Origin of the sequence: Burkholderia sp. Ac-20365, assembly GCF_017104715.1 — a bacterium.
GTDB lineage: Bacteria > Pseudomonadota > Gammaproteobacteria > Burkholderiales > Burkholderiaceae > Paraburkholderia.
The window spans coordinates 527,757-550,480 of the sequence record NZ_JAAGPI010000002.1 but is presented as its reverse complement, the minus strand read 5'-3'; the positions used below and the strand labels follow the sequence as shown (position 1 = coordinate 550,480).

Annotated in this window: 20 protein-coding genes and 1 tRNA gene; 12 read left to right on the top strand and 9 right to left on the bottom strand. The window is 61.9% G+C overall.

Going from position 1 to position 22,724, the window contains the following annotated elements:
- Positions 1 to 25 precede the first annotated feature (25 nt).
- The 3 genes from G3O01_RS05810 to recA all read right to left on the bottom strand — a co-directional run bounded on the left by G3O01_RS05810 (position 26) and on the right by recA (position 2,808).
- Positions 26 to 775, bottom strand: coding sequence for a DUF2889 domain-containing protein (locus G3O01_RS05810; RefSeq protein ID WP_205803564.1), 750 nt, complete (start codon positions 773 to 775; stop codon positions 26 to 28).
- Positions 776 to 947: 172 nt separating this feature from the next.
- Positions 948 to 1,724: a recombination regulator RecX gene (recX, locus tag G3O01_RS05805; RefSeq protein WP_346779154.1), complete on the bottom strand. Its 777-nt coding sequence runs from the start codon at positions 1,722 to 1,724 to the stop codon at positions 948 to 950.
- 7 nt (positions 1,725 to 1,731) lie between these two features.
- A complete protein-coding gene (gene recA, locus G3O01_RS05800) occupies positions 1,732 to 2,808 on the bottom strand; it encodes a recombinase RecA (protein WP_205803563.1) in 1,077 nt (358 codons plus the stop codon).
- 248 nt (positions 2,809 to 3,056) lie between these two features.
- Here recA and G3O01_RS05795 point away from each other — a divergent pair, with 248 nt between their 5' ends.
- The 5 genes from G3O01_RS05795 (at position 3,057) to G3O01_RS05775 (ending at position 9,474) form a co-directional block, all read left to right on the top strand.
- Positions 3,057 to 3,803 carry a response regulator transcription factor gene (locus G3O01_RS05795; protein ID WP_205803562.1) on the top strand — a complete coding sequence of 249 codons (747 nt, stop codon included), beginning with the start codon at positions 3,057 to 3,059 and terminating at the stop codon, positions 3,801 to 3,803.
- A gap of 9 nt (positions 3,804 to 3,812) precedes the next feature.
- On the top strand, positions 3,813 to 5,360 hold the full coding sequence (locus tag G3O01_RS05790; RefSeq protein ID WP_205803561.1) for a sensor histidine kinase: 1,548 nt from the start codon (positions 3,813 to 3,815) through the stop codon (positions 5,358 to 5,360).
- Between the two features lie 228 nt (positions 5,361 to 5,588).
- Entirely contained in the window at positions 5,589 to 7,247 is a 1,659-nt protein-coding gene (locus tag G3O01_RS05785) for an MFS transporter (RefSeq protein ID WP_205803560.1), read from the top strand.
- A 90-nt stretch (positions 7,248 to 7,337) separates the two neighbouring features.
- Positions 7,338 to 7,414 (top strand) — tRNA-Met (locus G3O01_RS05780).
- A gap of 437 nt (positions 7,415 to 7,851) precedes the next feature.
- Positions 7,852 to 9,474, top strand: a complete 1,623-nt coding sequence (locus tag G3O01_RS05775; RefSeq protein WP_205803559.1) for an NAD(P)/FAD-dependent oxidoreductase — start codon at positions 7,852 to 7,854, stop codon at positions 9,472 to 9,474.
- 96 nt (positions 9,475 to 9,570) lie between these two features.
- Here G3O01_RS05775 and G3O01_RS05770 read toward each other — a convergent pair whose 3' ends face one another.
- The gene (locus G3O01_RS05770) at positions 9,571 to 10,014 is read right to left on the bottom strand and encodes a MarR family transcriptional regulator (protein WP_205803558.1); all 444 of its coding nucleotides are present in this window, start codon (positions 10,012 to 10,014) and stop codon (positions 9,571 to 9,573) included.
- A 140-nt stretch (positions 10,015 to 10,154) separates the two neighbouring features.
- Here G3O01_RS05770 and G3O01_RS05765 point away from each other — a divergent pair, with 140 nt between their 5' ends.
- Positions 10,155 to 11,693: a DHA2 family efflux MFS transporter permease subunit gene (locus tag G3O01_RS05765; RefSeq protein WP_205803557.1), complete on the top strand. Its 1,539-nt coding sequence runs from the start codon at positions 10,155 to 10,157 to the stop codon at positions 11,691 to 11,693.
- Between the two features lie 12 nt (positions 11,694 to 11,705).
- Here G3O01_RS05765 and G3O01_RS05760 read toward each other — a convergent pair whose 3' ends face one another.
- On the bottom strand, positions 11,706 to 12,383 hold the full coding sequence (locus G3O01_RS05760) for a FadR/GntR family transcriptional regulator (protein ID WP_205803719.1): 678 nt from the start codon (positions 12,381 to 12,383) through the stop codon (positions 11,706 to 11,708).
- 268 nt (positions 12,384 to 12,651) lie between these two features.
- On the opposite strand from G3O01_RS05760, the gene dgoD reads away from it, so the two are divergent.
- Complete coding sequence (dgoD, locus tag G3O01_RS05755) at positions 12,652 to 13,800, top strand: galactonate dehydratase (protein WP_205803556.1); 1,149 nt, start codon at positions 12,652 to 12,654, stop codon at positions 13,798 to 13,800.
- A 300-nt stretch (positions 13,801 to 14,100) separates the two neighbouring features.
- The gene (locus tag G3O01_RS05750) at positions 14,101 to 14,403 is read left to right on the top strand and encodes a hypothetical protein (protein ID WP_205803555.1); all 303 of its coding nucleotides are present in this window, start codon (positions 14,101 to 14,103) and stop codon (positions 14,401 to 14,403) included.
- Between the two features lie 32 nt (positions 14,404 to 14,435).
- Here the strand turns inward: G3O01_RS05750 and G3O01_RS05745 are convergent, their stop codons facing one another.
- The gene (locus G3O01_RS05745) at positions 14,436 to 15,365 is read right to left on the bottom strand and encodes a CopD family protein (protein WP_205803554.1); all 930 of its coding nucleotides are present in this window, start codon (positions 15,363 to 15,365) and stop codon (positions 14,436 to 14,438) included.
- Positions 15,362 to 15,739: a copper homeostasis periplasmic binding protein CopC gene (gene copC, locus G3O01_RS05740; protein WP_205803718.1), complete on the bottom strand. Its 378-nt coding sequence runs from the start codon at positions 15,737 to 15,739 to the stop codon at positions 15,362 to 15,364. Before copC ends, G3O01_RS05745 begins: the two co-directional genes overlap by 4 nt.
- Positions 15,740 to 16,173: 434 nt before the next feature.
- Between copC and G3O01_RS05735 the strand changes: the two genes are divergently transcribed.
- From G3O01_RS05735 to G3O01_RS05720, 4 genes are all read left to right on the top strand, one after another.
- Positions 16,174 to 16,905, top strand: coding sequence for a c-type cytochrome (locus tag G3O01_RS05735; protein WP_205803717.1), 732 nt, complete (start codon positions 16,174 to 16,176; stop codon positions 16,903 to 16,905).
- Between the two features lie 20 nt (positions 16,906 to 16,925).
- Positions 16,926 to 18,224, top strand: coding sequence for a cytochrome c (locus tag G3O01_RS05730; protein ID WP_205803553.1), 1,299 nt, complete (start codon positions 16,926 to 16,928; stop codon positions 18,222 to 18,224).
- A gap of 169 nt (positions 18,225 to 18,393) precedes the next feature.
- Complete coding sequence (locus G3O01_RS05725) at positions 18,394 to 19,014, top strand: hemolysin III family protein (protein ID WP_205803552.1); 621 nt, start codon at positions 18,394 to 18,396, stop codon at positions 19,012 to 19,014.
- Between the two features lie 225 nt (positions 19,015 to 19,239).
- Positions 19,240 to 20,781, top strand: a complete 1,542-nt coding sequence (locus G3O01_RS05720; RefSeq protein ID WP_205803551.1) for a DEAD/DEAH box helicase — start codon at positions 19,240 to 19,242, stop codon at positions 20,779 to 20,781.
- Between the two features lie 46 nt (positions 20,782 to 20,827).
- Here G3O01_RS05720 and G3O01_RS05715 read toward each other — a convergent pair whose 3' ends face one another.
- Together G3O01_RS05715 and G3O01_RS05710 are read right to left on the bottom strand one after the other, a co-directional pair.
- On the bottom strand, positions 20,828 to 21,352 hold the full coding sequence (locus G3O01_RS05715) for a hypothetical protein (RefSeq protein WP_205803550.1): 525 nt from the start codon (positions 21,350 to 21,352) through the stop codon (positions 20,828 to 20,830).
- A 129-nt stretch (positions 21,353 to 21,481) separates the two neighbouring features.
- Positions 21,482 to 22,309: a ferritin-like domain-containing protein gene (locus tag G3O01_RS05710; RefSeq protein ID WP_205803549.1), complete on the bottom strand. Its 828-nt coding sequence runs from the start codon at positions 22,307 to 22,309 to the stop codon at positions 21,482 to 21,484.
- Positions 22,310 to 22,724 lie beyond the last annotated feature (415 nt).

Below are 22,724 nucleotides of genomic sequence, written 5' to 3'. Positions count from 1 at the left end.
TGAACTTCGCTTCCGGCTGGGCCGTTTACTCGGGACGCGCCGCTTTCACGGCCTGTCCGTCGGGTACGGCATCCGCGCGATCCGCTGAACGCGGCGCGTGGCCGTACCAGCGCGGATAAAACTGTCGCACCGCCTCGCCATCGAACCGCAGCGCATGGCAGCGGCCCAGCTGGAATGGCGGTTTGTCGTTTGGTTGCTCGCTTGCGTGTTGGGTTGCTTGCTCGCTCGAAGCGTTATCTTTGGCGTCTTGTCCGGTGCTGCCCTGCGTGCCGTGGGACGAAGCGTCTGCTGATCCATTGGGCGAACTCGCGGGCCCCTCGCTTCCTGGCCTGCCCTTATCCGTATTCCACACGTCGCCCGCGAACGCCTGGATGGCGGCAGTGGGCAAAATTGCGCACAACTCGGTGAGATGCGTGCAGCCAGCCGTGCCGGCCAGCAAACGGGCAGCATCGCGACGGAAGTTATGGAAGAGATTGAGCCCGATGAGGGCACGATAGGCGGGATTGGAGGCTTCACACAGACCGGGATACGGAACCCAGTCGGACGACGCTTCAGCGTCGACGACATTGAGCTTGCGATCGATCGTGATGCGGAGCCAGAGTTCATGGATCGGCGAGCCGTTCGGCCGGACACCCGACGCAAGCGTCACATCACGTGGCTTTTCGTCGGTGAGGCATGCCTCGATATCCCACAAACCATCTTCGCGCTCAAATGCCTCCGCTCGGATTGCGCGGCGATGGCGCAACTGTCGGGACACTGGCGGGGAGAGCGGCATGCGAGAACAAAGGCCGGATTGAAGAACCGTTGAATTTTAGCATACTGGGTATTTGAGACTGGCCAAACGCTGCAGGGGCTTGATGGAGCAGGGTTTGCGCGATACCAGGGATGGCAATTTGACGCAGACTTTTCGTGCAGCGCAGCAGTGCCCGTGGCCTGAGCGAAGGGCGCTATTCCGATGCCCAGTCCTCGTCAATACCCTTCAGAATTTTCCCGATGATTCCCTGAGAAAACCCGCGCGTTGCAAGAAAGCGCGCCTGCTTGGCGCGTTCGTTAGGCGTTTCCGGCAAGGTGCCGAACTTTTTACGCCAGACAGCCTGAGCACGCGCCATTTCGGTTTCCTTCAATTGCGCGCTGACCTCTTCGACCAGCGTCTGCCCGACCGCGTGACGCTTGAGTTCGTTGACGATGCGGCCCGCACCCATGCGTGATGCACGCCGATGAATCAGGCTTTCAGCGAAACGGGAATTCGACAGCCAGCCTTCGCTTTCGAGCGAATCCAGCAATGTGTCGATTGAATCGCCCTCTTCCGCGTACGGCTCGAGCTTGCGCGACAACTCTGCGCGGCTATATTCGCGGCGCGACAGATAGCCGAGTGCGCGGCCTTTTAGAGAGCGTGCGGGACGTTGTGAAGCGCGGCTCGCGGTATCGGCGGGTTTGCCTTCGCCTGGTTGGCGACGCGAGCGCGTGTAGGTGACTTCTTCGCTATCGGTGTTTGAGCGGTCGCGTGAAGCCGGACCGACGCCGGCGGCACGATCATGCGCATCGAACGATTCGAATGGATCGAAGTCCTCGGGGGATGACTCGTTTGAGAGCGGTGTTGCGGCAGACGAGGACGAACGTGAAGACACGCGCGACGACGATTCAAATGGATCGTCGTCGCGCGGGCCGCCCGTGTTGCGTCCTGCGCCCGTGGTCGAGGAAGCAGAGCGGCCCTTGCGCATCACGCGACGATTACTCCTCTTCGCCCACTTCCTCGTCGGCGCTGACGGCAGCGCCCGCCGGCATCGCATTCACGCCGAGCGATTCGCGGATACGGTTTTCAATTTCACGCGCGATATCCGGATTTTCGCGCAGAAATTCACGCGCGTTGTCCTTGCCCTGACCAATACGTTCGCCGTTGTAGCTATACCAGGCGCCCGCCTTGTCGACGATCTTGGCCTGCACGCCGAGGTCGATGATTTCGCCCTGACGCGAGATGCCTTCGCCGTACAAAATATCGAAAATCGCTTCGCGGAACGGCGGCGACACCTTGTTCTTCACGACCTTCACGCGGGTTTCGTTGCCGATCACTTCGTCGTTCTTCTTGATCGAACCGATACGGCGAATGTCCAGACGCACGGATGCGTAGAACTTCAGCGCGTTACCGCCCGTGGTCGTTTCCGGGTTGCCGAACATCACGCCGATCTTCATGCGGATCTGGTTGATGAAGATCACGAGGCAGTTCGTGCGCTTGATCGTACCCGTCAGCTTGCGCAGCGCCTGTGACATCAGACGTGCTTGCAGACCCGGCAGCGAATCGCCCATTTCACCTTCGATTTCGGCCTTCGGCACGAGCGCCGCAACCGAGTCGATAACGATCATGTCGATCGAACCCGAGCGCACCAGTGCGTCCGCGATTTCGAGCGCCTGTTCGCCCGTGTCGGGCTGCGAGACCAGCAGTTCGCTGACGTTCACACCGAGCTTTTGCGCGTATTGAATATCGAGCGCGTGTTCCGCGTCGATAAACGCCGCCGTGCCGCCGAGCTTCTGCATTTCGGCAACGACCTGCAGCGTCAGCGTGGTCTTACCCGACGATTCCGGCCCGTAGATTTCCACCACACGGCCACGCGGCAGCCCGCCAACGCCCAGCGCGATGTCGAGGCCCAGCGATCCCGTCGAGACCACCTGGATATCTTCGACTGCCTCACCCTGGCCGAGCCGCATGACCGACCCTTTGCCGAACTGCTTTTCGATCTGCGCAAGCGCGGCAGCAAGTGCCTTGCTCTTTTCCGCAGTCAGTCCAGCCGAGCCTTTCTTGCTTTCTTCCATGAATCGTCCTTTGCTATGATGAACGGCGTCTGAGGCAGGTGTGCCGGTAGTTGCGAACCCGGTTTTGAACTCGGTTCTTCCAATCAGCACGCTAAACGCAGACACTGTATAAAAAAACAGTAGTTTTGGCAAGCCTGTTTGCAAATGTGGACGTCCAGATTTGCAATCGGACAACACCTACTACCGACAAAATTTTTCGGAGACGCTGTGCGCCGGGGCGCCCCGGTGCCGGCCGGGCAGGGCGCATCATGCGAATTCTCATTGCCGAAGACGACAGCATACTCGCGGACGGTCTGGTCCGATCACTCCGCCAATCGGCATACGCCGTTGACCATGTGAAGACGGGCGCGGAAGCCGATACCGCCCTGTCGATGCAGACGTTCGACCTTCTCATTCTCGATCTCGGCCTGCCGAAAATGTCCGGCCTCGAAGTGCTGCGCCGTCTGCGCGCGCGCAATTCGAACGTGCCCGTGCTGATCCTGACGGCAGCCGACAGCGTCGATGAACGCGTGAAAGGCCTCGATCTCGGCGCCGACGACTACATGGCGAAGCCCTTCGCGCTCAACGAACTCGAAGCACGCGTACGTGCGCTCACGCGCCGCGGCGCGGGCGGCGGGCCGACCGTCGTCAGGCATGGCTCGCTGTCGTTCGATCAGGTTGGTCGAATTGCCTATGCCAATGAGCAGGTTATCGATCTGTCCGCGCGTGAGCTAGGATTGCTCGAAGTCCTGTTGCAGCGGATCGGGCGGCTGGTATCGAAGGAGCAGCTGGTCGATCACCTGTGCGAATGGGGCGAAGAGGTCAGCAACAACGCGATCGAGGTCTATGTGCACCGGCTGCGCAAGAAGATCGAACCTAGCGGCGTGCGCATCATTACTGTGCGCGGGCTCGGTTACTGTCTCGAGAAGGCCGCGCCACCAGCGCAAGCGGCAGCCCAGCAAGGCGAGCCGTCCGACGCGTCCGCTGCCATGCCCGCAAGCCACTACTTCAAGTAAAGGCGCTCCATGTCCGTCCGCGCACCGCGCGCCACGGCGCACGCGGCGGATATCGACGAAGTCCGCGACGCGCGCTACGCGAATCCATTCGCGCCGCCCGATGAATCCGAGGCGGCGGCGGAGACGCGTCCGCGCTCGCTGTTCGGCGAAATTCTGGACTGGATGCTCGCGCCCTTGCTGCTGCTGTGGCCGATGAGTCTTGCCGTCACGTATCTGGTCGCGAAGTCGATCGCGAACGGGCCGTTCGACCGCGCGCTGGAGACCGATGCGTATGTGCTCGCGCGGCAAATCCATCCGGTGAACGGTGTCGCCGAATTGACGCTGCCCGATTCGACGCGCGACTTCCTGCGCGCCGACAATATAGATAGCGTGTTCTATCAGGTGCTCGGCACGCGCGGCGAACTCGTCGCGGGTGATCGGGACATGCCGTTGCCGCGTGAGGAAGACCGGCCGCAGCCGGGCATCGTCGAGTTTCGAGACGACATGCTGCGCGGCAACGATATCCGCGTCGCTTATACGACTGTCGAATTTCCGCAGACGCCGGGCGCCCAGCCCGTGCTCGTACAGGTGGCCGAGACGCTCGACAAACGCAGCGCGCTCGCCAACGACATCATCAAAGGCGTGATCCTGCCGCAGTTCGTGATCCTGCCGCTGGCCATTCTGCTCGTGTGGTTCGGGCTGTCGCGCGGCCTTGCGCCGCTGCACGCACTGCAGGCACATATCCGCGCGCGCCGCCCCGACGACCTCTCGCCGCTCGAAGCTCGCCGCGCGCCGCCCGAAATCGAGCCGCTCGTCACCTCGTTCAACGATCTGCTGACGCGCCTCGAGCAGAACATGGAGCTGCAAAAGCGCTTCATCGCCGATGCCGCGCATCAGATGAAAACGCCGCTCGCGGGTTTGCGCACCCAGGCTGAACTGGCGCTGCGTCAGGAAGCGTCGGCGGAAGTGCATCGCTCGCTCGAGCAGATCGCGACCAGTTCGGAGCACGCCGCGCGGCTCGTTACGCAACTGCTCGCGCTTGCGCGCGCCGAAAACCGCATGTCAGGGCAAATTTTCACGCCCGTCGAGATCGGCGACGTCGCGCGCAGCGCCGTGCGCGACTGGGTCCAGCCCGCGCTCGCCAAGCAGATGGACCTCGGCTACGAAGGACCGGAAACGCCCGAAGAAGCGATCGAGGTTGAAGGTAATCCCGTGATGCTGCGTGAGATGCTGTCGAACCTGATCGATAACGCGATCCGCTACACGCCAGCGGGCGGGCGCATCACGGTACGCGTGCGGCGCGACGATGCCGCTCGAATGGCTCATCTGGAAGTGGAAGACACAGGCATGGGGATTCCCGCCGCCGAGCGCGAGCGCGTGGTCGAGCGGTTCTACCGGATTCTCGGGCGTGAAGGCGACGGCAGCGGACTGGGTCTTGCGATCGTCCGTGAAATCGCGACGATGCACGGCGGTACGCTCGCGATCGAAGATAACGTCTATCAAACGTCGCCACGTCTGGCAGGAACGCTCGTACGTGTCAGCTTGCGGATGATGGATCGTGCACGGGACTTACCCTAATCCGTCAGTTTTATCCATTTAAGTCAGCAATCCGGTTTGACCGTCTTCCGCGCAATAGCTAACAAAATACGAGACGTTAGCCACACCAAGCCAGATTATCGACAATTCTCTACATTCCGAAGCTCATCCCTTCCGCGTCAGAACGCCGTAAGTTTCCGCTCCAATAATCGCTACACGGACGCGCCCGTCCAGGCGCGCCGCGACTTATATCAATACTGGAGACGACATATGGCTACCGTAAGCGGGCAAATCTCGCACGCGCCGATGACGAAAGAAGAGAAACGGGTAATCTTCGCGTCATCGTTGGGCACGGTTTTCGAGTGGTACGACTTTTATCTGGCCGGCTCGCTCGCGGCTTTCATCAGCAAGAGCTTCTTCTCAGGCGTCAATCCGACGGCCGCCTTCATCTTCACCCTGCTCGGCTTCGCGGCCGGCTTCGCGGTGCGTCCGTTCGGCGCGCTGGTGTTTGGGCGACTAGGCGACATGGTCGGCCGCAAGTACACCTTCCTCATCACGATCGTCATCATGGGTCTGTCGACCTGTGTGGTCGGCTTCCTGCCCGGCTATGCGGCGATCGGCATGGCATCGCCCGTGATCTTCATCGCGATGCGTCTGCTGCAAGGTCTCGCGCTCGGCGGTGAGTACGGCGGCGCTGCGACGTACGTCGCGGAACACGCGCCCGCCAACCGCCGCGGCTTCTACACTGCGTGGATCCAGACGACGGCAACGCTCGGCCTGTTCCTGTCGCTGCTCGTGATTCTCGGCGTGCGCACGGCGATGGGCGAAGACGCGTTCGGCGCATGGGGCTGGCGCATTCCGTTCGTCGCGTCGCTGGTGCTGCTGGGGATTTCGGTGTGGATCCGGATGCAACTGCACGAGTCGCCTGCTTTCGAGCGCATCAAGGCTGAAGGCAAGACGTCGAAGGCTCCGCTGTCGGAAGCGTTCGGTCAGTGGAAGAATCTGAAGATTGTCATTCTGGCTCTGATCGGCGTGACGGCTGGCCAGGCAGTTGTCTGGTACACGGGCCAGTTCTATGCGCTGTTCTTCCTGACGCAGACGCTGAAGGTCGACGGTGCAAGCGCGAACATCCTGATCGCGATTGCGCTGCTGATCGGCACGCCGTTCTTCCTGTTCTTCGGTTCGCTGTCTGATCGCATCGGCCGCAAGCCGATCATCATGGCTGGCTGCCTGATTGCGGCGCTGACCTACTTCCCGCTCTTCAAGGCGCTGACGCACTACGCGAACCCGGCGCTCGAGGCCGCGACGGCCAAGGCACCGATCGTCGTGATCGCGAATCCGGACGAGTGCTCGTTCCAGTTCAACCCGGTCGGCACGTCGAAGTTCACGTCGTCATGCGATATCGCGAAAAGCGCGCTGTCAAAGGCTGGCCTGAACTACGACAACGTCGCGGCGCCGGCTGGCACGCTGGCGCAGATCAAGGTCGGCGATACCACGATCGACACGTTCGACGGCAAGGCCGCCGACGCCAAGGAAGCTGGCAAAACGTTCGACAAGAACCTCGGCACCGCGCTGAAGGCGGCCGGCTATCCGCCCAAGGCCGATCCATCTCAGATCAACTGGCCGATGACGGTCGTGATCCTGACGATCCTTGTGATCTACGTGACGATGGTGTACGGGCCAATCGCAGCAATGCTGGTCGAGATGTTCCCGACACGCATCCGCTACACGTCGATGTCGCTGCCGTATCACATCGGCAATGGCTGGTTCGGGGGCTTCCTGCCAGCGACGGCGTTCGCGATCGTCGCTGCGAAGGGCAACATCTACTCCGGGCTGTGGTATCCGATCATCATCGCGCTGGCGACATTCGTGATCGGTCTGCTTTTCGTGCGGGAGACCAAGGACTCCAATATCTACGCGCAGGACTGAGCGCGACGTAGGTAAAACGGGAGTCTCGCAAAAAGTTGTCGCGCGGGGGTTGACAGCCCCCGCCGGCATCTTCATAATCTCGCTTCTTTCGGCGAATTAGCTCAGTCGGTTAGAGCGACGGAATCATAATCCGCAGGTCCGGGGTTCGAATCCCTGATTCGCCACCAAATTGCGAAAGCCCGGTAGATCTCTGATCTACCGGGCTTTTTCAATTCCAGCCAGCAAGACGATGCGCGTTGAACTTTGCCAGAACCGTTTCCCGCTGGCAGCCGAATCTGGACGCCACACTAATACCGAGGCGCCGATTGCGCTGCGCCGATGATGGTAAACTTGCGCAAAAAGGGCAGCTACGTAGATCAGGACTCGGTCCTCCCAACCCCGCAACAGCTTCTTCGTCTTCCGCTAGCAGGCGACAGCACGCCACCGAACGCGGCTTGCTCGATGACGACTTTGGGGCGGAAAGTCTTCCCCACGCAAGCGCTCGACATGAACTCATCCTGAACAGCTTGAGATGCCCGCGTGGCGAACAACGTCGCCAACGCCAATCCGGCTTCCGCCTGTTCCAATACCGCCACGATTCCGTGGCGACCGCATTCCAGTACTCATGCTACGTCTAAGCGAAGTCAAACTCCCCCTCGACCATCCCGAGAGCGAACTCGAAGCCGCGATACGTGCGCGCCTCGCGCAGCTCGGCGTGCCGAAAGACGGGCTCCTCCGTTACTCGGTGTTCCGCCGCGCGCACGACGCACGCAAGCGCTCAGACATCAAGCTGACGTATATCGTCGATGTCGAGGTCAAGGACGAAGCGGCCGCGCGCAAGCGGCTCGCGGACGTCCCGCATTGCGCGATAACGCCGGACATGGAATACCGCTTCGTCGCGAAAGCCACCGAGCACATGACTTCCCTGCGCCCGGTCGTTATCGGCATGGGACCGTGCGGGCTGTTCGCAGGACTTATCCTGGCGCAGATGGGATTTCGCCCAATCATCCTCGAACGCGGCAAAGCCGTGCGTGAGCGCACCAAGGATACTTTCGGCCTGTGGCGCAAGAGCGTACTCAACCCTGAATCCAATGTTCAGTTCGGCGAAGGCGGGGCGGGGACGTTTTCGGACGGCAAGCTGTACAGTCAGATCAAGGATCCGAACCACTACGGCCGCAAGGTGCTTGACGAATTCGTCAAGGCCGGCGCTCCGGAAGACATTCTCTATCTGAGCCGGCCGCACATCGGCACGTTCCGCCTTGTCAGCATGGTGGAAAAAATGCGCGCCAACATCGAGGAACTGGGCGGCGAGATCCGCTTCGAAACCCGCGTCGACGACATTGAAATCGATCAGGGCAAGGTGCGTGCGCTCAAGCTGTCGAACGGCGAGACACTGCGCTGCGATCACGTGGTGCTGGCCGTGGGCCACAGCGCGCGCGACACGTTCCAGATGCTGCACGATCGCGGTGTCTATATCGAAGCCAAGCCGTTTTCGCTGGGGTTTCGCATCGAACACCCACAAGGGGTGATCGATCGCGCGCGCTTCGGCAAGTTCGCGGGCCACAAACAACTCGGCGCGGCCGACTACAAGGTGGTCCATCACTGCAGCAATGGACGCGCGGTCTACAGCTTTTGCATGTGCCCCGGCGGCACGGTAGTCGCGGCAACCTCAGAGCCGGGCCGCGTGGTCACCAACGGCATGAGCCAGTATTCGCGCGCGGAGCGCAACGCGAATGCGGGCATCGTCGTCGGCATCACGCCGGAAGACTATCCCGGCGGTCCCATGGCGGGCATCGCGTTCCAGCGCAAATGGGAAGAGCGTGCATTCGAACTCGGCGGCGGCGATTACCACGCGCCGGGTCAACTGGTCGGTGATTTCATCGCCGGCCGCCCGTCGACTTCGCTTGGCTCCGTGGTGCCGTCGTACAAGCCGGGCGTGCGCCCGACCGATCTGAGCACCGCGCTGCCGGACTACGTGATCGAAGCCATCCGTGAAGCATTGCCCCAGCTCGACAGGAAGATCGCCGGCTTCGCGATGCACGACGCCGTGCTCACCGGCGTCGAAACGCGTACTTCGTCGCCCATCCGCGTTCGACGCAAGGACGATTACCAGAGCATGAACGTCGAAGGCCTTTATCCGGCCGGCGAAGGCGCGGGATATGCGGGTGGCATCTACTCGGCGGCCATCGACGGCATCGAAGTCGCGCAGGCGTTGGCACTCAATATGACGTCAGCACGCGTGTCCTGATCGTAGCGGAAACGTCAAAAAAGCCGCTGTTTCTCACGAAACAGCGGCTTTTTTTATCCCGGGCGCCAACGCGCACGATCGAAGCAAACGCTCGCCTCAACGATCGACGATCTTCGTCAGATTCCCCCGCACCTTCTGAAGCAACGCGATCAGCTGCTTCGACTCCTCTTCGGTCAGCCCGCTCAACCCTTCGGCGGCGACCTGATCGCCGACCTGCTTCGCTTCGTCAAGCGTGCGCTCGGCCTTCTCGGTGATCCGAATCTGCTTCTCGCGGCGGTCGCGCGGATTGCCGATCCGTTCGATCCAGCCGCCCTCCTCCATCCGGTCCAGCAAGCGGCCCGCCGAGATCGGCGCGACTTCCAGCAGATCCGCGAGCCGCGCCTGGTTGATATCGCCGTAAAACGACAGATACGCGAGCGCGCGGCATTGCGCGCGCGTCAGATCGATCGACAGCCGCGCGAGGTCGTCGAACCGCTTGCCGACCAGCCGGCCAACGTCCGAAATGAGAAAGCCGAAGCGTTCGTCAAAATGGGTTTTCATCGCGCGATTATACGAAGAGCCCGCGTCGCGCCAATTACCCAAAACGCGCGGCGAACAAACAACTCCGGGAAACTCAGCGTATGCATAAGAATCGTCCGTCGATACAATAAGCATGCTTACTATTTCTCAGACTCCACCTCATGGCCTCCGATTCGCCGGCAGCAAAACCCGCCGTCGAGCTGAACCGTCCGATGATCACGGTCGCGATCATGCTCGCGACGCTGATGCAGACACTCGACAGCACCATCGCCAATGTCGCGCTGCCGCATATGCAGGGCAGCCTGTCGGCGTCGCAGGACGAGATCACGTGGGTGCTCACGTCATACATCGTGGCCGCCGCGATTGCGACGCCACTCACCGGCTGGCTGTCCGACCGGCTGAGCGTGAAGCGGCTGCTGATGTTTGCGATCGGCGGCTTCACGATCGCGTCGGCGTTGTGCGGGCTGTCTGAAACGCTCACGCAGATCGTGGCGTCGCGGCTGTTGCAGGGCATCTTTGGCGCGTCGCTGGTGCCGCTGTCGCAATCGATCCTGCTCGACATCAATCCGCGCGACAAGCAAGGTCAGGCGATGGCCGTGTGGGGCATGGGCGTGATGGTCGGCCCGATTCTCGGCCCGACGCTCGGCGGCTGGCTCACTGATAGCTACAACTGGCGCTGGGTGTTCTTCATCAACGTGCCGATCGGCGCGATTGCACTATTTGGCGTGCTCACTTTCCTGCCATCACGCGAACCAAAGCATGACGCGAAGTTCGACGCGTTCGGCTTCGCGACGCTCGGCCTCGCGATCGGCGCGTTGCAGGCGATGCTCGATCGCGGCGAACAACTCGACTGGTTCGGCTCGCATGAAATCGTGATCGAAGCGCTGATCGCCGTGATCAGCTTTGCGTTCTTCATCGTGCATACGGCGACGGTCGGCAAGACGTCGTTCTTCAAGTACGAACTGCTGAAGGACCGCAACTTCGCGACGGGCACGTTCTTCATCTTCATCATCGGCGCGGTGATGTACGCGACGCGCGCACTGCTGCCGCCGATGCTGCAAAACCTGATGAACTACCCCGTCGCGACAACAGGACTTGTAACGGCACCAAGCGGCGCAGGAACGATGATCGCGATGCTGTTCGCGGGCCGCCTGCTCAAGCATCTCGACGCACGCCTGATGCTGCTTGCGGGCTTCATCGTGTCGGCATTCGCGCTCTGGCAGATGATGCAATACACGATGGTGCTGTCGGCATCGGATATCGTCTGGCCGGGCGTGATTCAGGGTTTTGGACTCGGCCTCGTGTTCGTGCCGCTGAGCGCGCTGACCTTCTCGACGCTCACGCCCGCGTTGCGCGCCGATGGCACGGCGACTTATAGCCTGATGCGCAATATCGGCAGCAGTATCGGCATTTCGATCGTGCAGACGCTGCTCACGCGCAACACGCAGGTCGCGCATTCGGATCTCGCCGCGAATGTGACGATGTTCAATCCCTTCGTTCAGCCGATGCTATCGACAGGTTCGCGCATGGACATGGCCGTGCTGGATGTGTCGATCACGCAGCAGGCCGCGATGATCGCGTATCTGAACGACTTCAAGCTGATGTTCGTAGCAACGTTGCTGGTGATTCCGCTCGTGCTGCTGATTCGCCCGTCGCGCAAGGTGCCGGACGAATCCGTCGCCCATGCGGCGATGGACTGACCCGCCCGGCTTTCAGCCTTCGATCCGGCCGCGCGTCACGCCGAGCAGCGAAGCCATCGCATGACGCGCACGCGGCGCGTCGCGGTCGCGGATCGCTTCGAACACGGCCGTGTGCTCGGCCAGCGACGCATTGAACACATCCGCGCGCTTCGCATTCAGACGCAACTGTGCTTCCAGCGTGCGTTCGATCAGCGTGCCAAGCGGAACCAGCAACTCGTTGCTGCACGCAGCCAGCACGCTCAGATGGAACTGCAGATCGGCGCGCACCCATTCGTCCACGTTGCGAGCCGACACCATGGCCGAATGTGCGGTATCGAGTGCGCCGAACGTTGCGTCGCTGTGTGAAGCAGCAGCGAGCGCGGCCGCGTAGGGCTCGATCATCTCGCGCATTTCCTGCAGCTTGAGCGCGAAGTCCATCGCGGGCGCGACGCGCGAGTACCAGTCGAGCACATCGACATCCAGCAGATTCCACGCAGGCTTCGGACGCACGCGCGTACCCACGCGCGGCCGGGATTCGATCAGCCCTTTCGATGTCAACGTGCGCAATGCTTCGCGCAGCACCGTGCGGCTGACGCCGAACGTCTCCATCAGTTCCGCTTCGCGCGGCAGGATCGATTCGGGCGCGTAGTCGCCGCGGAGAATAGCGGTACCGAGCAGATAAGCGACGCGGCCGTGCAGATCTCGCTGAATGTCGTTTCTCCTGATGTGATTCGGGCGTTGATGGGTTCCAGGGCGCCGTGAGCGAGCGCGAACCGCCCGCGATTATCGGCGATCGCGCCTGCAAAACCCATCGCCGGACAAAACCTTTCGCCAAATAATACTATTAATAGTACTTTAAAGCGATTTTGTTGTACGATGTGGCTCCTCAACTGCCGCGCCGAGGGCGTCCAATTAACGGGACGCGCGCGCGACGCGGCCATCAACGGCAATCGGCTTTGCAAGCAAAGGAGACGTCCCAATGAAGATCACCAAAATCGAAACATTCATCGTTCCGCCGCGCTGGTGTTTCGTGAAGATCGAGACCGACGAAGGCATCGTCGGCTGGGGCGAACCGGTTGTCGAAGGCCGCGCGCATACGGTTGCTGCCGCCGTCGACGAACTCTCCGACTATCTGATCGGCAAAGACCCGCGCAACATCGAAGACCACTGGCAGGTGATGTACCGCAGCGGTTTCTATCGTGGCGGCCCGATCTCGATGAGCGCGATCGCCGGCGTCGATCAGGCGCTGTGGGACATCAAGGGCAAGTTCCACGGCGTGCCCGTGCATACGCTGCTCGGCGGCCAGGTGCGCGATCGCATCAAGGTGTATTCGTGGATCGGCGGCGACCGTCCGAGCGATGTCGCGAACAACGCGCGCGCCGTGGTCGAGCGCGGCTTCAAGGCCGTGAAGATGAACGGCTCGGAAGAGTTGCAGATCATCGACACCTTCGACAAGGTGCAAGGCGTCATCAACAACGTCGCGGCCGTGCGTGAAGCGGTCGGCCCGAACGTCGGCATCGGCGTGGACTTCCATGGCCGCGTGCACAAGCCGATGGCCAAGGTGCTCGCGAAGGAACTCGATCCGTACAAGCTGATGTTCATCGAAGAACCCGTGCTGTCGGAGAACGTCGAGGCGCTGCGCGACATCGTCAACCAGACGAGCACGCCGATCGCGCTCGGCGAGCGCCTGTACTCGCGCTGGGACTTCAAGCACATTCTGGCGGGCGGTTACGTCGACATCATCCAGCCGGACGCGTCGCACGCGGGCGGTATCACCGAGTGCCGCAAGATCGCGTCGATGGCGGAAGCCTATGACGTCGCGCTCGCGCTGCACTGCCCGCTCGGCCCGATCGCGCTGGCTACGTGTTTGCAGATCGATGCCGTCAGCTACAACGCGTTCATCCAGGAACAGAGCCTGGGCATTCACTACAACCAGGGCAACGACCTGCTCGATTACATCAAGAACCCGGAAGTCTTCAAGTACGAAGACGGCTTCGTGTCGATCCCGCAAGGCCCGGGTCTCGGCATCGAAGTGAACGAGGCGAAGGTGCGCGAGATGGCGAAGGTCGGCCATCGCTGGCGCAATCCGGTGTGGCGTCATGCGGATGGCAGCGTCGCCGAGTGGTAAGCAGCACAACGCGACACGACGTATGAAACGCAAACGCCGCCTTCGGGCGGCGTTTGTCATTCACTAACGGAAACCTCGACGACAACGTTACGGCCGCATGCCACACGCATCGCGTATCAGTAACGTTACACAGTTGGCGCGATACGTCGTCCGACAGCTTTCCAACGCTCTCGGCGTATCGAAGCACAATCCGCAAACCCTTGTCGCACAAGCGTTTCAGCCCGACGCACAAACGCCTGGCAACGATTGGCCTGGTCCTTGCTGAATGGTATGCAAACAACCATTCGAAGCGAGGCTGTCATGGGCGAGTACCTTCCCGACTATCTGATCCGCGAACAGGCTGCCATCGGCGCGCTGGTCGTCTTCGGCGTGTTGCGCGTGATCGGCGCGATGCTCGCGTTTCAACGCGGCTGGCGCATCTCGACAGTCGAGCAGTGTTTCATCGCTGCAGCATTTATCTACTGCCTGCCGCAACTCCTCGATCTGCTCACACACATGACGAGTTCGCATGTGGCCGCGGCGGAACTCGAAGGCAAGGTCGCGGGCTGCGCGATTGGCCTCTTCTTCGCGCCTGTCGTCGGCCACAAGCTGGGTTACGAATGATCGCTTGCCGCCGGCAACAGGCGTGCTCGCGTTCAGCCGAGCGCGGCGTAACCCGGCACGCTGTGCGACAGCACGGCGGCCGCGGCGAAGATGCCGAGCATCGCGAGCGCTTCGAGATACAGCAGGTTGGAAAACGTGTGCGCGTCCATCGTCGACGCCGTGCGGCGCAATCTCGGTAGCGCCGAGAAGCGGTTCAATCCGCCGAGCACCAGCGCCATCGCAACGAGCGCGAGCTTGAGCATCAGCACGTGGCCCCAGGTGCTCGTCTCGATCGTCAGGAATGAATTGCCCGAGCCGCGCGCCGCGTTGAACACACCCGAGAGCAGTACGAACACGACCGCAACCAGCGACACATTCGACAGTTGCGTCGCCGTGCGGATCAGCACACCTCGCGCGATCGACGTGCCCAGCGCGGGCAGCACCGAGAGCCCAGCCGCGAGCACGAGACCGCCCCACACGGAGGTCGTCAGCACATGCAGCGTGTGCATGCCGATCGCCGCCGACGCCACGCCCGCATCGGCCGCGTGACCCAGCGAAGCCTTGCCAGCCGCAATCGCAATCACCGCCAGCCACAGCAACGCGTTGCGCAAGACACTGGTCTGCCGCGCAAACGACACGAGCGTCAGCACCAGCGCGCCCGCAAACGCGACACTCCAGCCGAAGCCGACATGCGTTTGCGACAACATCGTCGGCACCACGCTGAACGCTTCAGGCAGACGAACACCCGCCATCTCCGCCGCCTGATAGAGCAGCCAGCCGAGGTCGGCCAGCACCAGCACGATCGCCGATGCCTGCATCGACAGCTGCGCGCGCAACCACGCCGGGCGCGCGGGCGCGATCTTGGCCTGCGCATCGTTGGCGAGCCACGCGCCGAGCAACGCCGAACCGATGGCGAACGCGAACGCGACATTCATGAGCGCGGCCATTGCGACCTGCCCGATCCACAATCCGTCGACTCTCATTTGACGTTGAAGGCGTAGCTGCCCTTGGTCCGGTGTCCGTCTTCGGCGACTGCCGTCCATTGCACCGTGTAGCGGCCCGGCGCAAGCGGCTGCAGTGCGAGCGTCATGGTCTTCTTGTCCTGTGGATCGACCTGCGAGGTCGCCGACGCAGCAGGCTTGCCGCTGTCATCGACGAGTGCGAGCTTGCTGAATGCCGGCTCGAGCGGCTCGCTGAAGTGGATCGTCACGGCCGGCGGCGCGGCAACTTCGGCGTCCGGCGAGGGATCGCGTGAAACGGGTTTGGCGTGAGCAAAGGCGTTCGATGCGAGCGCGAGCGACACGCCGCACGCCACGAGCCAGCGAAGTGGCACGCGGAGGGACAAGGGAAAAGTCATAGGCTGGCTGTAGATCAGAAATGCATAGACGGACGAGATAGTACGCTTCGATGCCGCGCGCGGCGCCCAGTTCAATAGAAACATCGGTATCGGCGGCGCCCTACACGAATTCGCTCAAAACTGGAACATCGAACGACAACAAAGCGACATCGACTGTCCACGCAAAATGCGCAATCTTAAAATACATGGAAGCGCTACCGCCAGGCCAGCACTGAATCGAGGGCGGCCAGGAACACGAAAGATGCCGGCAAATTGCGTCAACTTGTCGCAATGACGGTGTCGTCCGGGCGCCTCAGGCGGGATTTTCGTCGCGTGTGGCAAATAGTCACCATTACCAGTCGATGATAGAATGCGGGGTCGCTGCGCACCGTCCGCCGCATTCATCGCGCTGCACACACCGATCCATTCGAAGTTCGGCCAGGCCCACGATAATGATGGAGTTACGCGTGTCTTCAAGACGCATTTTCCGCCCGTTGCTCGCCCTGCTGTTGATCGGGTGCGCAGGCGTATCTGGCGCTGCGAAAGCGCAAACCCAGGCTAAAGCTCCGGACACGATGGAAGCGCGCGTGCAAGGCTGCACGGCGTGTCACGGCTCGAAAGGTCAGGGCACAGACAACGACTATTTCCCGCGTCTCGCCGGCAAGCCCGCCGAGTACCTGTACAACCAGTTGAAGAACTTCCGTGAAGGCCGGCGCAAGTATCCGCCGATGAACTACCTCGTCACGTATCTCTCGGACGACTACCTTCACGACATCGCGACTTACTTCTCGCAGCAGCGTCCGCCGTATCCGACGCCCGCTAAGCCTTCGGTTGGCGACGCGACGCTCGCGGCCGGCAAGAACCTCGTGCTGAACGGCGACCCGTCGCGGCAGATTCCCGCTTGCGCGGCGTGCCACGGCAAGACGCTGACGGGCATGGAACCGGCCATTCCCGGTTTGGTCGGCCTGCATATGGATTACATCAGCGCGCAGCTGGGTGCATGGCGTTCGGGTTCACGCCACGCTATCGAGCCTGACTGCATGCACACGATCGCCACGCGTCTGACGGACGCCGACGTGAATGCAGTCGCCGCGTGGCTGTCCACGCAGCAAGCGCCGCAGAACCCTGTGCCGGCGCCCGCCAAATCGTTGAAGACTCCGCTTGCCTGCGGCAGCGAACCGCAATAAGGCACCGGGAGAGACAAACAATGAAACGCAAGTCTTTGTTCGCGCTTTCGGCTGTCGTCCTGGTAGCGGCGGCCGCGCTGGTTCCCGTCCTGTGGACGGGCAGCGATTATCTGCACAACGGCACGGCCATGGCGGCCACACCGGCAGACCAGGCAGCATTGATCAAGAAGGGTGAGTACCTCGCCCGCGCCGGCGACTGTATCGCGTGCCACACGGTGCGCGGCGGCAAGGAATTCGCCGGCGGCCTGCCCATGCTGACACCGTTCGGCACACTGTTCACGCCGAACATCACGCCTGACGATCAATACGGTATCGGCAAATGGTCGCAGGACGACTTCTATCGCGCGATGCATACGGGCCGCTCGAAGGACGGCAGCCTGCTTTACCCGGCCTTCCCGTTCACGAGCTACACGAAGGTCTCGCGCGCCGATGCCGACGCGATCTACGCCTATCTGCGCTCGGTTCCGCCCGTTGCCGTGCCGAGCCGTCCGCATGAACTGAAGTTCCCGTTCAACAACCGTAACCTGCTGATCGGCTGGCGCACGCTGTTCTTCCGTGAAGGCGAGTACAAGCCGGATCCGACCAAGTCGGTGGAATGGAACCGCGGTGCGTATCTGATCGAAGGCCTCGGCCACTGCGGCATGTGCCACACGTCGATCAACGCGATGGGCGGTCCGGTGAACTCGGCGGCCTTCGCGGGCGGTCTGATCCCGCTGCAGAACTGGTACGCGCCTTCGCTGACGTCGAACAAGGAAGCCGGGCTCGGCGACTGGGACATCAAGGACATCTCCGATCTGCTGAAGACGGGTGTGTCGCAACGCGGCGCCGTGTTCGGTCCGATGGCTGAAGTGGTTCACAACAGCCTGCAGTACATGTCGGACGAAGACATTCACGCGATGTCGACGTACCTGAAGACGATTCCGCAGAAGGACGAAGCGCCTGAGCATCTGCAGCTGGAAACGTCGCAACAGTTCGGCGGCGAACTGTTGAAGCAAGGCCAGAAGATCTACGCTGACAACTGCGCGAAGTGCCACGCGGAAAACGGTCTCGGCATGCCGCCGTCGTTCCCGCCGCTCGCGAACAATCCGTCGATCCAGATGCCGTCGGCCGTGAACCCGATCCGCATGGTGCTCAACGGAGGTTATCCGCCGAGCACGGGTGGCAATCCGAAGCCGTACGGCATGCCGCCGTTCGCGCAATCGCTGTCGAATACGGAAGTCGCAGCCGTTGTGACCTACATCCGCCAGTCGTGGGGCAACCACGGCACGGCTGTGTCGCCGCAACAAGTGTCCGATCTGCGTTCGGCGCCGCTCGACTGAGCGTCGTCTGAAGGTTTGGGGCGCGGCCTGCGATAATCGCGGCCGCGCCCTTCGCTTTTTTCAGGTGCTGGTTTTCGAGATTTGTCGAAGACATCTGACATATCGGGCATATAACGTGCGTCCCGTGTTGGTAGTCTGATGAGATGGGCATCATGCAGGAGGAAGTATCATGCAGGTCGGGGAGCGTCTGAACAGCATCACTCACCTCGTCGGCGCTGTGCTGTCGGTGGCGGGGCTGGCGACGCTCGTGACGATGGGCGCGCTGGACGGCGATGCGTACAAGGTCGTGAGCTTCAGCGTCTATGGCGCGATGCTGTGCGCGCTATACGGCATTTCGACGCTGTATCACGCTGTGCGTCAGCCGCGTCTTAAAGCAATTTTGCAGAAGTGCGATCACTCTGCAATTTATCTGCTGATCGCAGGCAGCTATACGCCGTTTACACTGGTCACCTTGCGTGGCCCATGGGGATGGTCGCTGTTCGGCGTGAGCTGGGGTCTGGCCGCGCTGGGGATCGTGCAGGAACTCACGCTCGGGCGACGCACCCGCAGCGTATCGATGGTGCTGTATGTGCTGATGGGATGGCTCGCGCTCGTTGCCATCCGCCCGCTGGTCACTGCGTTGCCGGCCGCGGGCACAGTCTGGCTGCTTGCAGGCGGACTCATCTATAGCGCTGGCATCTATTTCTTCATCAACGACGAGCGCATCCGGCACGGACATGGCATCTGGCACCTGTTCGTACTCGCCGGCAGTCTGTGTCAGTTCGTCAGCGTCGCGCGTTATGTCGCATGACGCACGTGACGACGGATGCAACTTAATGCCAGTCGACGTGTCTGCATAGCTCGTCGAGCAATTCGGCACGCATCACGCGTGCCGCCGATTTCTCCGTGAACGGTGAGTGTCGGGCGAGCGGTCGCATTGGTCGTATTGACCGTGTTGGTCGTATTGGTCGCCCCGGAGCGCGCCTGAAAAGGCCGCGTCCACACCGTTTGCACAATTGCATTGCAAAGAGTTTTTATGTCTTTTGATTCCCTCGGCTTGTCCGAACAGCTGGTCCGCGCAGTCAACGAACTCGGTTACACGTCGCCGACTCCGATCCAGCAGCAAGCCATCCCCGCCGTGCTGAACGGCGGCGACCTGCTGGCCGGCGCACAGACCGGCACCGGCAAGACGGCCGGCTTCACGCTGCCCATCCTGCAACGTCTTCTCACGATGCCGCCCGCGCCGGGCGGCAAGCGCGTCATTCGCGCACTGATCCTCACGCCGACGCGCGAACTCGCCGCGCAGGTCGAAGAAAGCGTGCGCCAGTACGGCAAGTATCTGAAGCTGAAGTCGACCGTGATGTTCGGCGGCGTCGGCATCAATCCGCAGATCGACGCGTTGCGGCGCGGTGTCGATATCGTGGTTGCGACGCCCGGCCGTCTGCTCGATCACATGCAGCAGAAGACCATCGACCTGTCGCATCTCGAGATCCTCGTGCTCGACGAAGCCGACCGCATGCTCGACATGGGCTTCATCCACGACATCAAGCGCGTGCTTGCCAAGCTGCCGCCGAAGCGCCAGAACCTGCTGTTCTCGGCCACCTTCTCGGACGAAATCAAGGCACTGGCCGACGGCCTGCTCGACTCGCCCGCGCTGATCGAAGTCGCGCGCCGCAACACGACGGCCGAGACGGTCGCGCAGAAGATTCACCCGGTCGATCGCGACCGCAAGCGCGAGATGCTCACGCATCTGATCAAGCAGCACAACTGGTTTCAGGTGCTCGTGTTCACGCGCACGAAGCACGGCGCGAACCGTCTCGCCGAGCAACTGACGAAGGACGGCATCAGCGCGCTGGCCATTCACGGCAACAAGAGCCAGTCGGCCCGCACGCGTGCGCTGGCCGAGTTCAAGAACAACACGCTGCAGGTGCTGGTCGCGACGGACATCGCCGCGCGCGGTATCGATATCGACCAGTTGCCGCACGTCGTCAACTTCGATCTGCCGAACGTGCCGGAAGACTACGTGCACCGCATCGGCCGTACGGGTCGTGCGGGCGCGACGGGCGAGGCGGTGTCGCTGGTGTGCGTCGATGAACTTCAATTGCTGAAGGACATCGAGAAGCTGATCAAGCGCGCAGTGCCGCAGGAAGTCATCCCCGGCTTCGAACCGGATCCGAACGCGCGGCCCGAGCCGATCCAGCGCCGCAGCCAGGGCGGCGGCGGACGTCAGCCGCGTCAGGGACAAGGCCAAGGTCAAGGCCAGCGTCAGGCGCAAGGCCAGCAGAAACGCGAAGGTGCAGCGGGCGGAAACGGCAATGGCGGATCGCGCAACGGTCAGCGCGCATCCGGCGACAAGCCGAAGCAGCACGCCAAGCCGCAAGGCCAGAAGCCTGCGCATGCTCGCACCGAAGGGCAGCGTCACCAGGACAAGCCGCGTGCTGTCGCGCATGAAGGCAGCGCGCACACGCCGCATGCTGCGCACGCACCGCGCAAGCCGCGCAATGCGAATCCGGGCGCACTGCTCGGCGGCGGCGGCAAGTCGCGTAACGACTCGCCGCGCGGTCAGCGCGGCAACTGACGCGCCGCGAAGACGCCTCGCATTTTCGATGCAGGCGTGTCGCCTGCTAACTACCAGCCGCCGCGCTCGCGGCAGCTCGCTTCAGGTGCTCGATCTGCTGTGTCCAGCGTTCGAGCACCGCGTCTTTCCCCTCTTCCAGATCGAACGTGATGCCTGCGGTCAAACGTGCATATGGCACGCGCTGCGCCTCGCCAGATTCGATCGATCCCGTGAAGCACGCAAGCCCCGCAGCGTCCGCATGCAACGGCGCAAGCGCAAGTTGAACCTGATAGAACGCTTCATCGAACACGAAGGTCAGCGCGGCGCGGCCGCTGCGTGCAATCGCTCGCGCGGCGCGCGATTGCGGCCACAGCGCGATGCACAACGTGCGCGAATCCGGCGCATACAGTTCACCAATGCCGAGCAGAGAGGTGCGCAGATGTGCGCCGCTTTCGTCGACGGTCAGAAGCGAAGCGGTGAAACCGATCTTCGATGCAAGCGCCGAACCGTCGAACAGCGCACGCAATTCGGCCGGCCATTCGTCGAATATCTGCTGATCGAGCGCAGGTTTTTGATCCGCGGGTGCTGCCATGACTGTGTCCTCCGTAATAGGCGCGCTCGCATCCCATGTTCGGCGCAAATGCAAATGGCCCGCGTGAAAAGCGGGCCATTCATGCATTGGCGGCTCTCAATTCCGAACCCGCCTGGCGCCCTGCGACGCTCAGCGGAAAAACACGTGCTGCGTGATCTTCGCGAGCGGGTAATGCACACCGGGCTGTATCTTCGCGGGCAGATCGAGCGGCTTGAGCAGCATCTTCACACACATATCAGCCGACAGGTTGTGCCGCACGAGCCTGTTCACGCGCGCCGCCTTGTCGCGGTGATAGGCGGGGTCGTTGACGCGCTCGGGATAACGGACCATCAGCACGTGACGCAGCGCGATCTCCGAGTCTTCGTTCTTGATCTCGATCACGCGGCGCATCAGCGCACCGAGCACGGCGAGCCGGCCATTGCCTTCGATCTTGTTGTACTTCTTGAAGTACTTGAAAAAGTGCTTGTAGTGACGGACTTCGTCAGTGCGGATGTTGTCGGTGATTTCCTTCAGCACCGGTTCGTCCGAGCACGCGCCGATCGCGCGATACAGCGTGGCCGTGCCCGTCTCGACGACGCAGCGCGCGACCATCTCCAGCGCACGCGTCTTCTCGAAGTCTTCCATGTTGCAGGTCTTCGAATACTCTTCAAAGAAGTTGCGAAACGCCGTGTCCCAATCGAACTCTGGCCACACGTGCGCGACGTAGGCCCTCAGCGCGCGTCCGTGCTGCAACTCTTCGGGTTCCCATTCAGTGTTGAGCCACGCGGACACCTCGGGATCGCCATTGAAGAACCTGCTCAGATTGCTCGTGTAAAGATCAGAACCGCTTTCGATAAACGAAGCCGCACACAGCAACAGCAACAGATCTTCATTGGCGACCGCGCGTTGACGGTCGATGCGGTTGAGATCGATATCTTCGATGCGCCAGGGCATCACGTGGCCAGCCTCGTTGTGCATAAAAGTTCGCTCCGAAAACCGTAGCGCCTCGTGCGCGGGCTGAACCGCATTGATCCCGGTTCGACCGCCGCCCGTGACAGCTACAGTGCCTTGCAACATTGAATTTTTATCTTCATCTTAGTCGTTGCTCTGCAAATCCGCAGATAACACAGCACAGACCATGCCGGTTCGACGCAGTTCCGCCCATTCGTTGATTGATCGTGCGAATGCGGAAAGATCATGTTTCGGATTATTCGGACGACCTGGCGAGATTCACATCGCACAATACAGCCGCTTCGCGAGAGGCGTCTTACGAAGTCTTTCGCCCGCTGTCCGTGAAATCGAAAAAGTCATCAGCCCGGGGCCGGCGACGACGAACACAACGAACGTCTTACAATACGGCCAAGCCAACCTTCGCCCGCTGGTGCGGCGCTCA

Excerpts from the sequence above, each read along its gene's own strand:
- G3O01_RS05810 (WP_205803564.1), bottom strand. The coding sequence starts at position 775 with ATGCCGCTCTCCCCGCCAGTGTCCCGACAGTTGCGCCATCGCCGCGCA.
- recA (WP_205803563.1), bottom strand. The coding sequence starts at position 2,808 with ATGGAAGAAAGCAAGAAAGGCTCGGCTGGACTGACTGCGGAAAAGAGC.
- G3O01_RS05795 (WP_205803562.1), top strand. The coding sequence starts at position 3,057 with ATGCGAATTCTCATTGCCGAAGACGACAGCATACTCGCGGACGGTCTG.
- G3O01_RS05790 (WP_205803561.1), top strand. The coding sequence starts at position 3,813 with ATGTCCGTCCGCGCACCGCGCGCCACGGCGCACGCGGCGGATATCGAC.
- G3O01_RS05785 (WP_205803560.1), top strand. The coding sequence starts at position 5,589 with ATGGCTACCGTAAGCGGGCAAATCTCGCACGCGCCGATGACGAAAGAA.
- G3O01_RS05775 (WP_205803559.1), top strand. The coding sequence starts at position 7,852 with ATGCTACGTCTAAGCGAAGTCAAACTCCCCCTCGACCATCCCGAGAGC.
- G3O01_RS05770 (WP_205803558.1), bottom strand. The coding sequence starts at position 10,014 with ATGAAAACCCATTTTGACGAACGCTTCGGCTTTCTCATTTCGGACGTT.
- G3O01_RS05765 (WP_205803557.1), top strand. The coding sequence starts at position 10,155 with ATGGCCTCCGATTCGCCGGCAGCAAAACCCGCCGTCGAGCTGAACCGT.
- dgoD (WP_205803556.1), top strand. The coding sequence starts at position 12,652 with ATGAAGATCACCAAAATCGAAACATTCATCGTTCCGCCGCGCTGGTGT.
- G3O01_RS05750 (WP_205803555.1), top strand. The coding sequence starts at position 14,101 with ATGGGCGAGTACCTTCCCGACTATCTGATCCGCGAACAGGCTGCCATC.
- G3O01_RS05745 (WP_205803554.1), bottom strand. The coding sequence starts at position 15,365 with ATGAGAGTCGACGGATTGTGGATCGGGCAGGTCGCAATGGCCGCGCTC.
- copC (WP_205803718.1), bottom strand. The coding sequence starts at position 15,739 with ATGACTTTTCCCTTGTCCCTCCGCGTGCCACTTCGCTGGCTCGTGGCG.
- G3O01_RS05735 (WP_205803717.1), top strand. The coding sequence starts at position 16,174 with ATGGAGTTACGCGTGTCTTCAAGACGCATTTTCCGCCCGTTGCTCGCC.
- G3O01_RS05730 (WP_205803553.1), top strand. The coding sequence starts at position 16,926 with ATGAAACGCAAGTCTTTGTTCGCGCTTTCGGCTGTCGTCCTGGTAGCG.
- G3O01_RS05725 (WP_205803552.1), top strand. The coding sequence starts at position 18,394 with ATGCAGGTCGGGGAGCGTCTGAACAGCATCACTCACCTCGTCGGCGCT.
- G3O01_RS05720 (WP_205803551.1), top strand. The coding sequence starts at position 19,240 with ATGTCTTTTGATTCCCTCGGCTTGTCCGAACAGCTGGTCCGCGCAGTC.
- G3O01_RS05715 (WP_205803550.1), bottom strand. The coding sequence starts at position 21,352 with ATGGCAGCACCCGCGGATCAAAAACCTGCGCTCGATCAGCAGATATTC.
- G3O01_RS05710 (WP_205803549.1), bottom strand. The coding sequence starts at position 22,309 with ATGCACAACGAGGCTGGCCACGTGATGCCCTGGCGCATCGAAGATATC.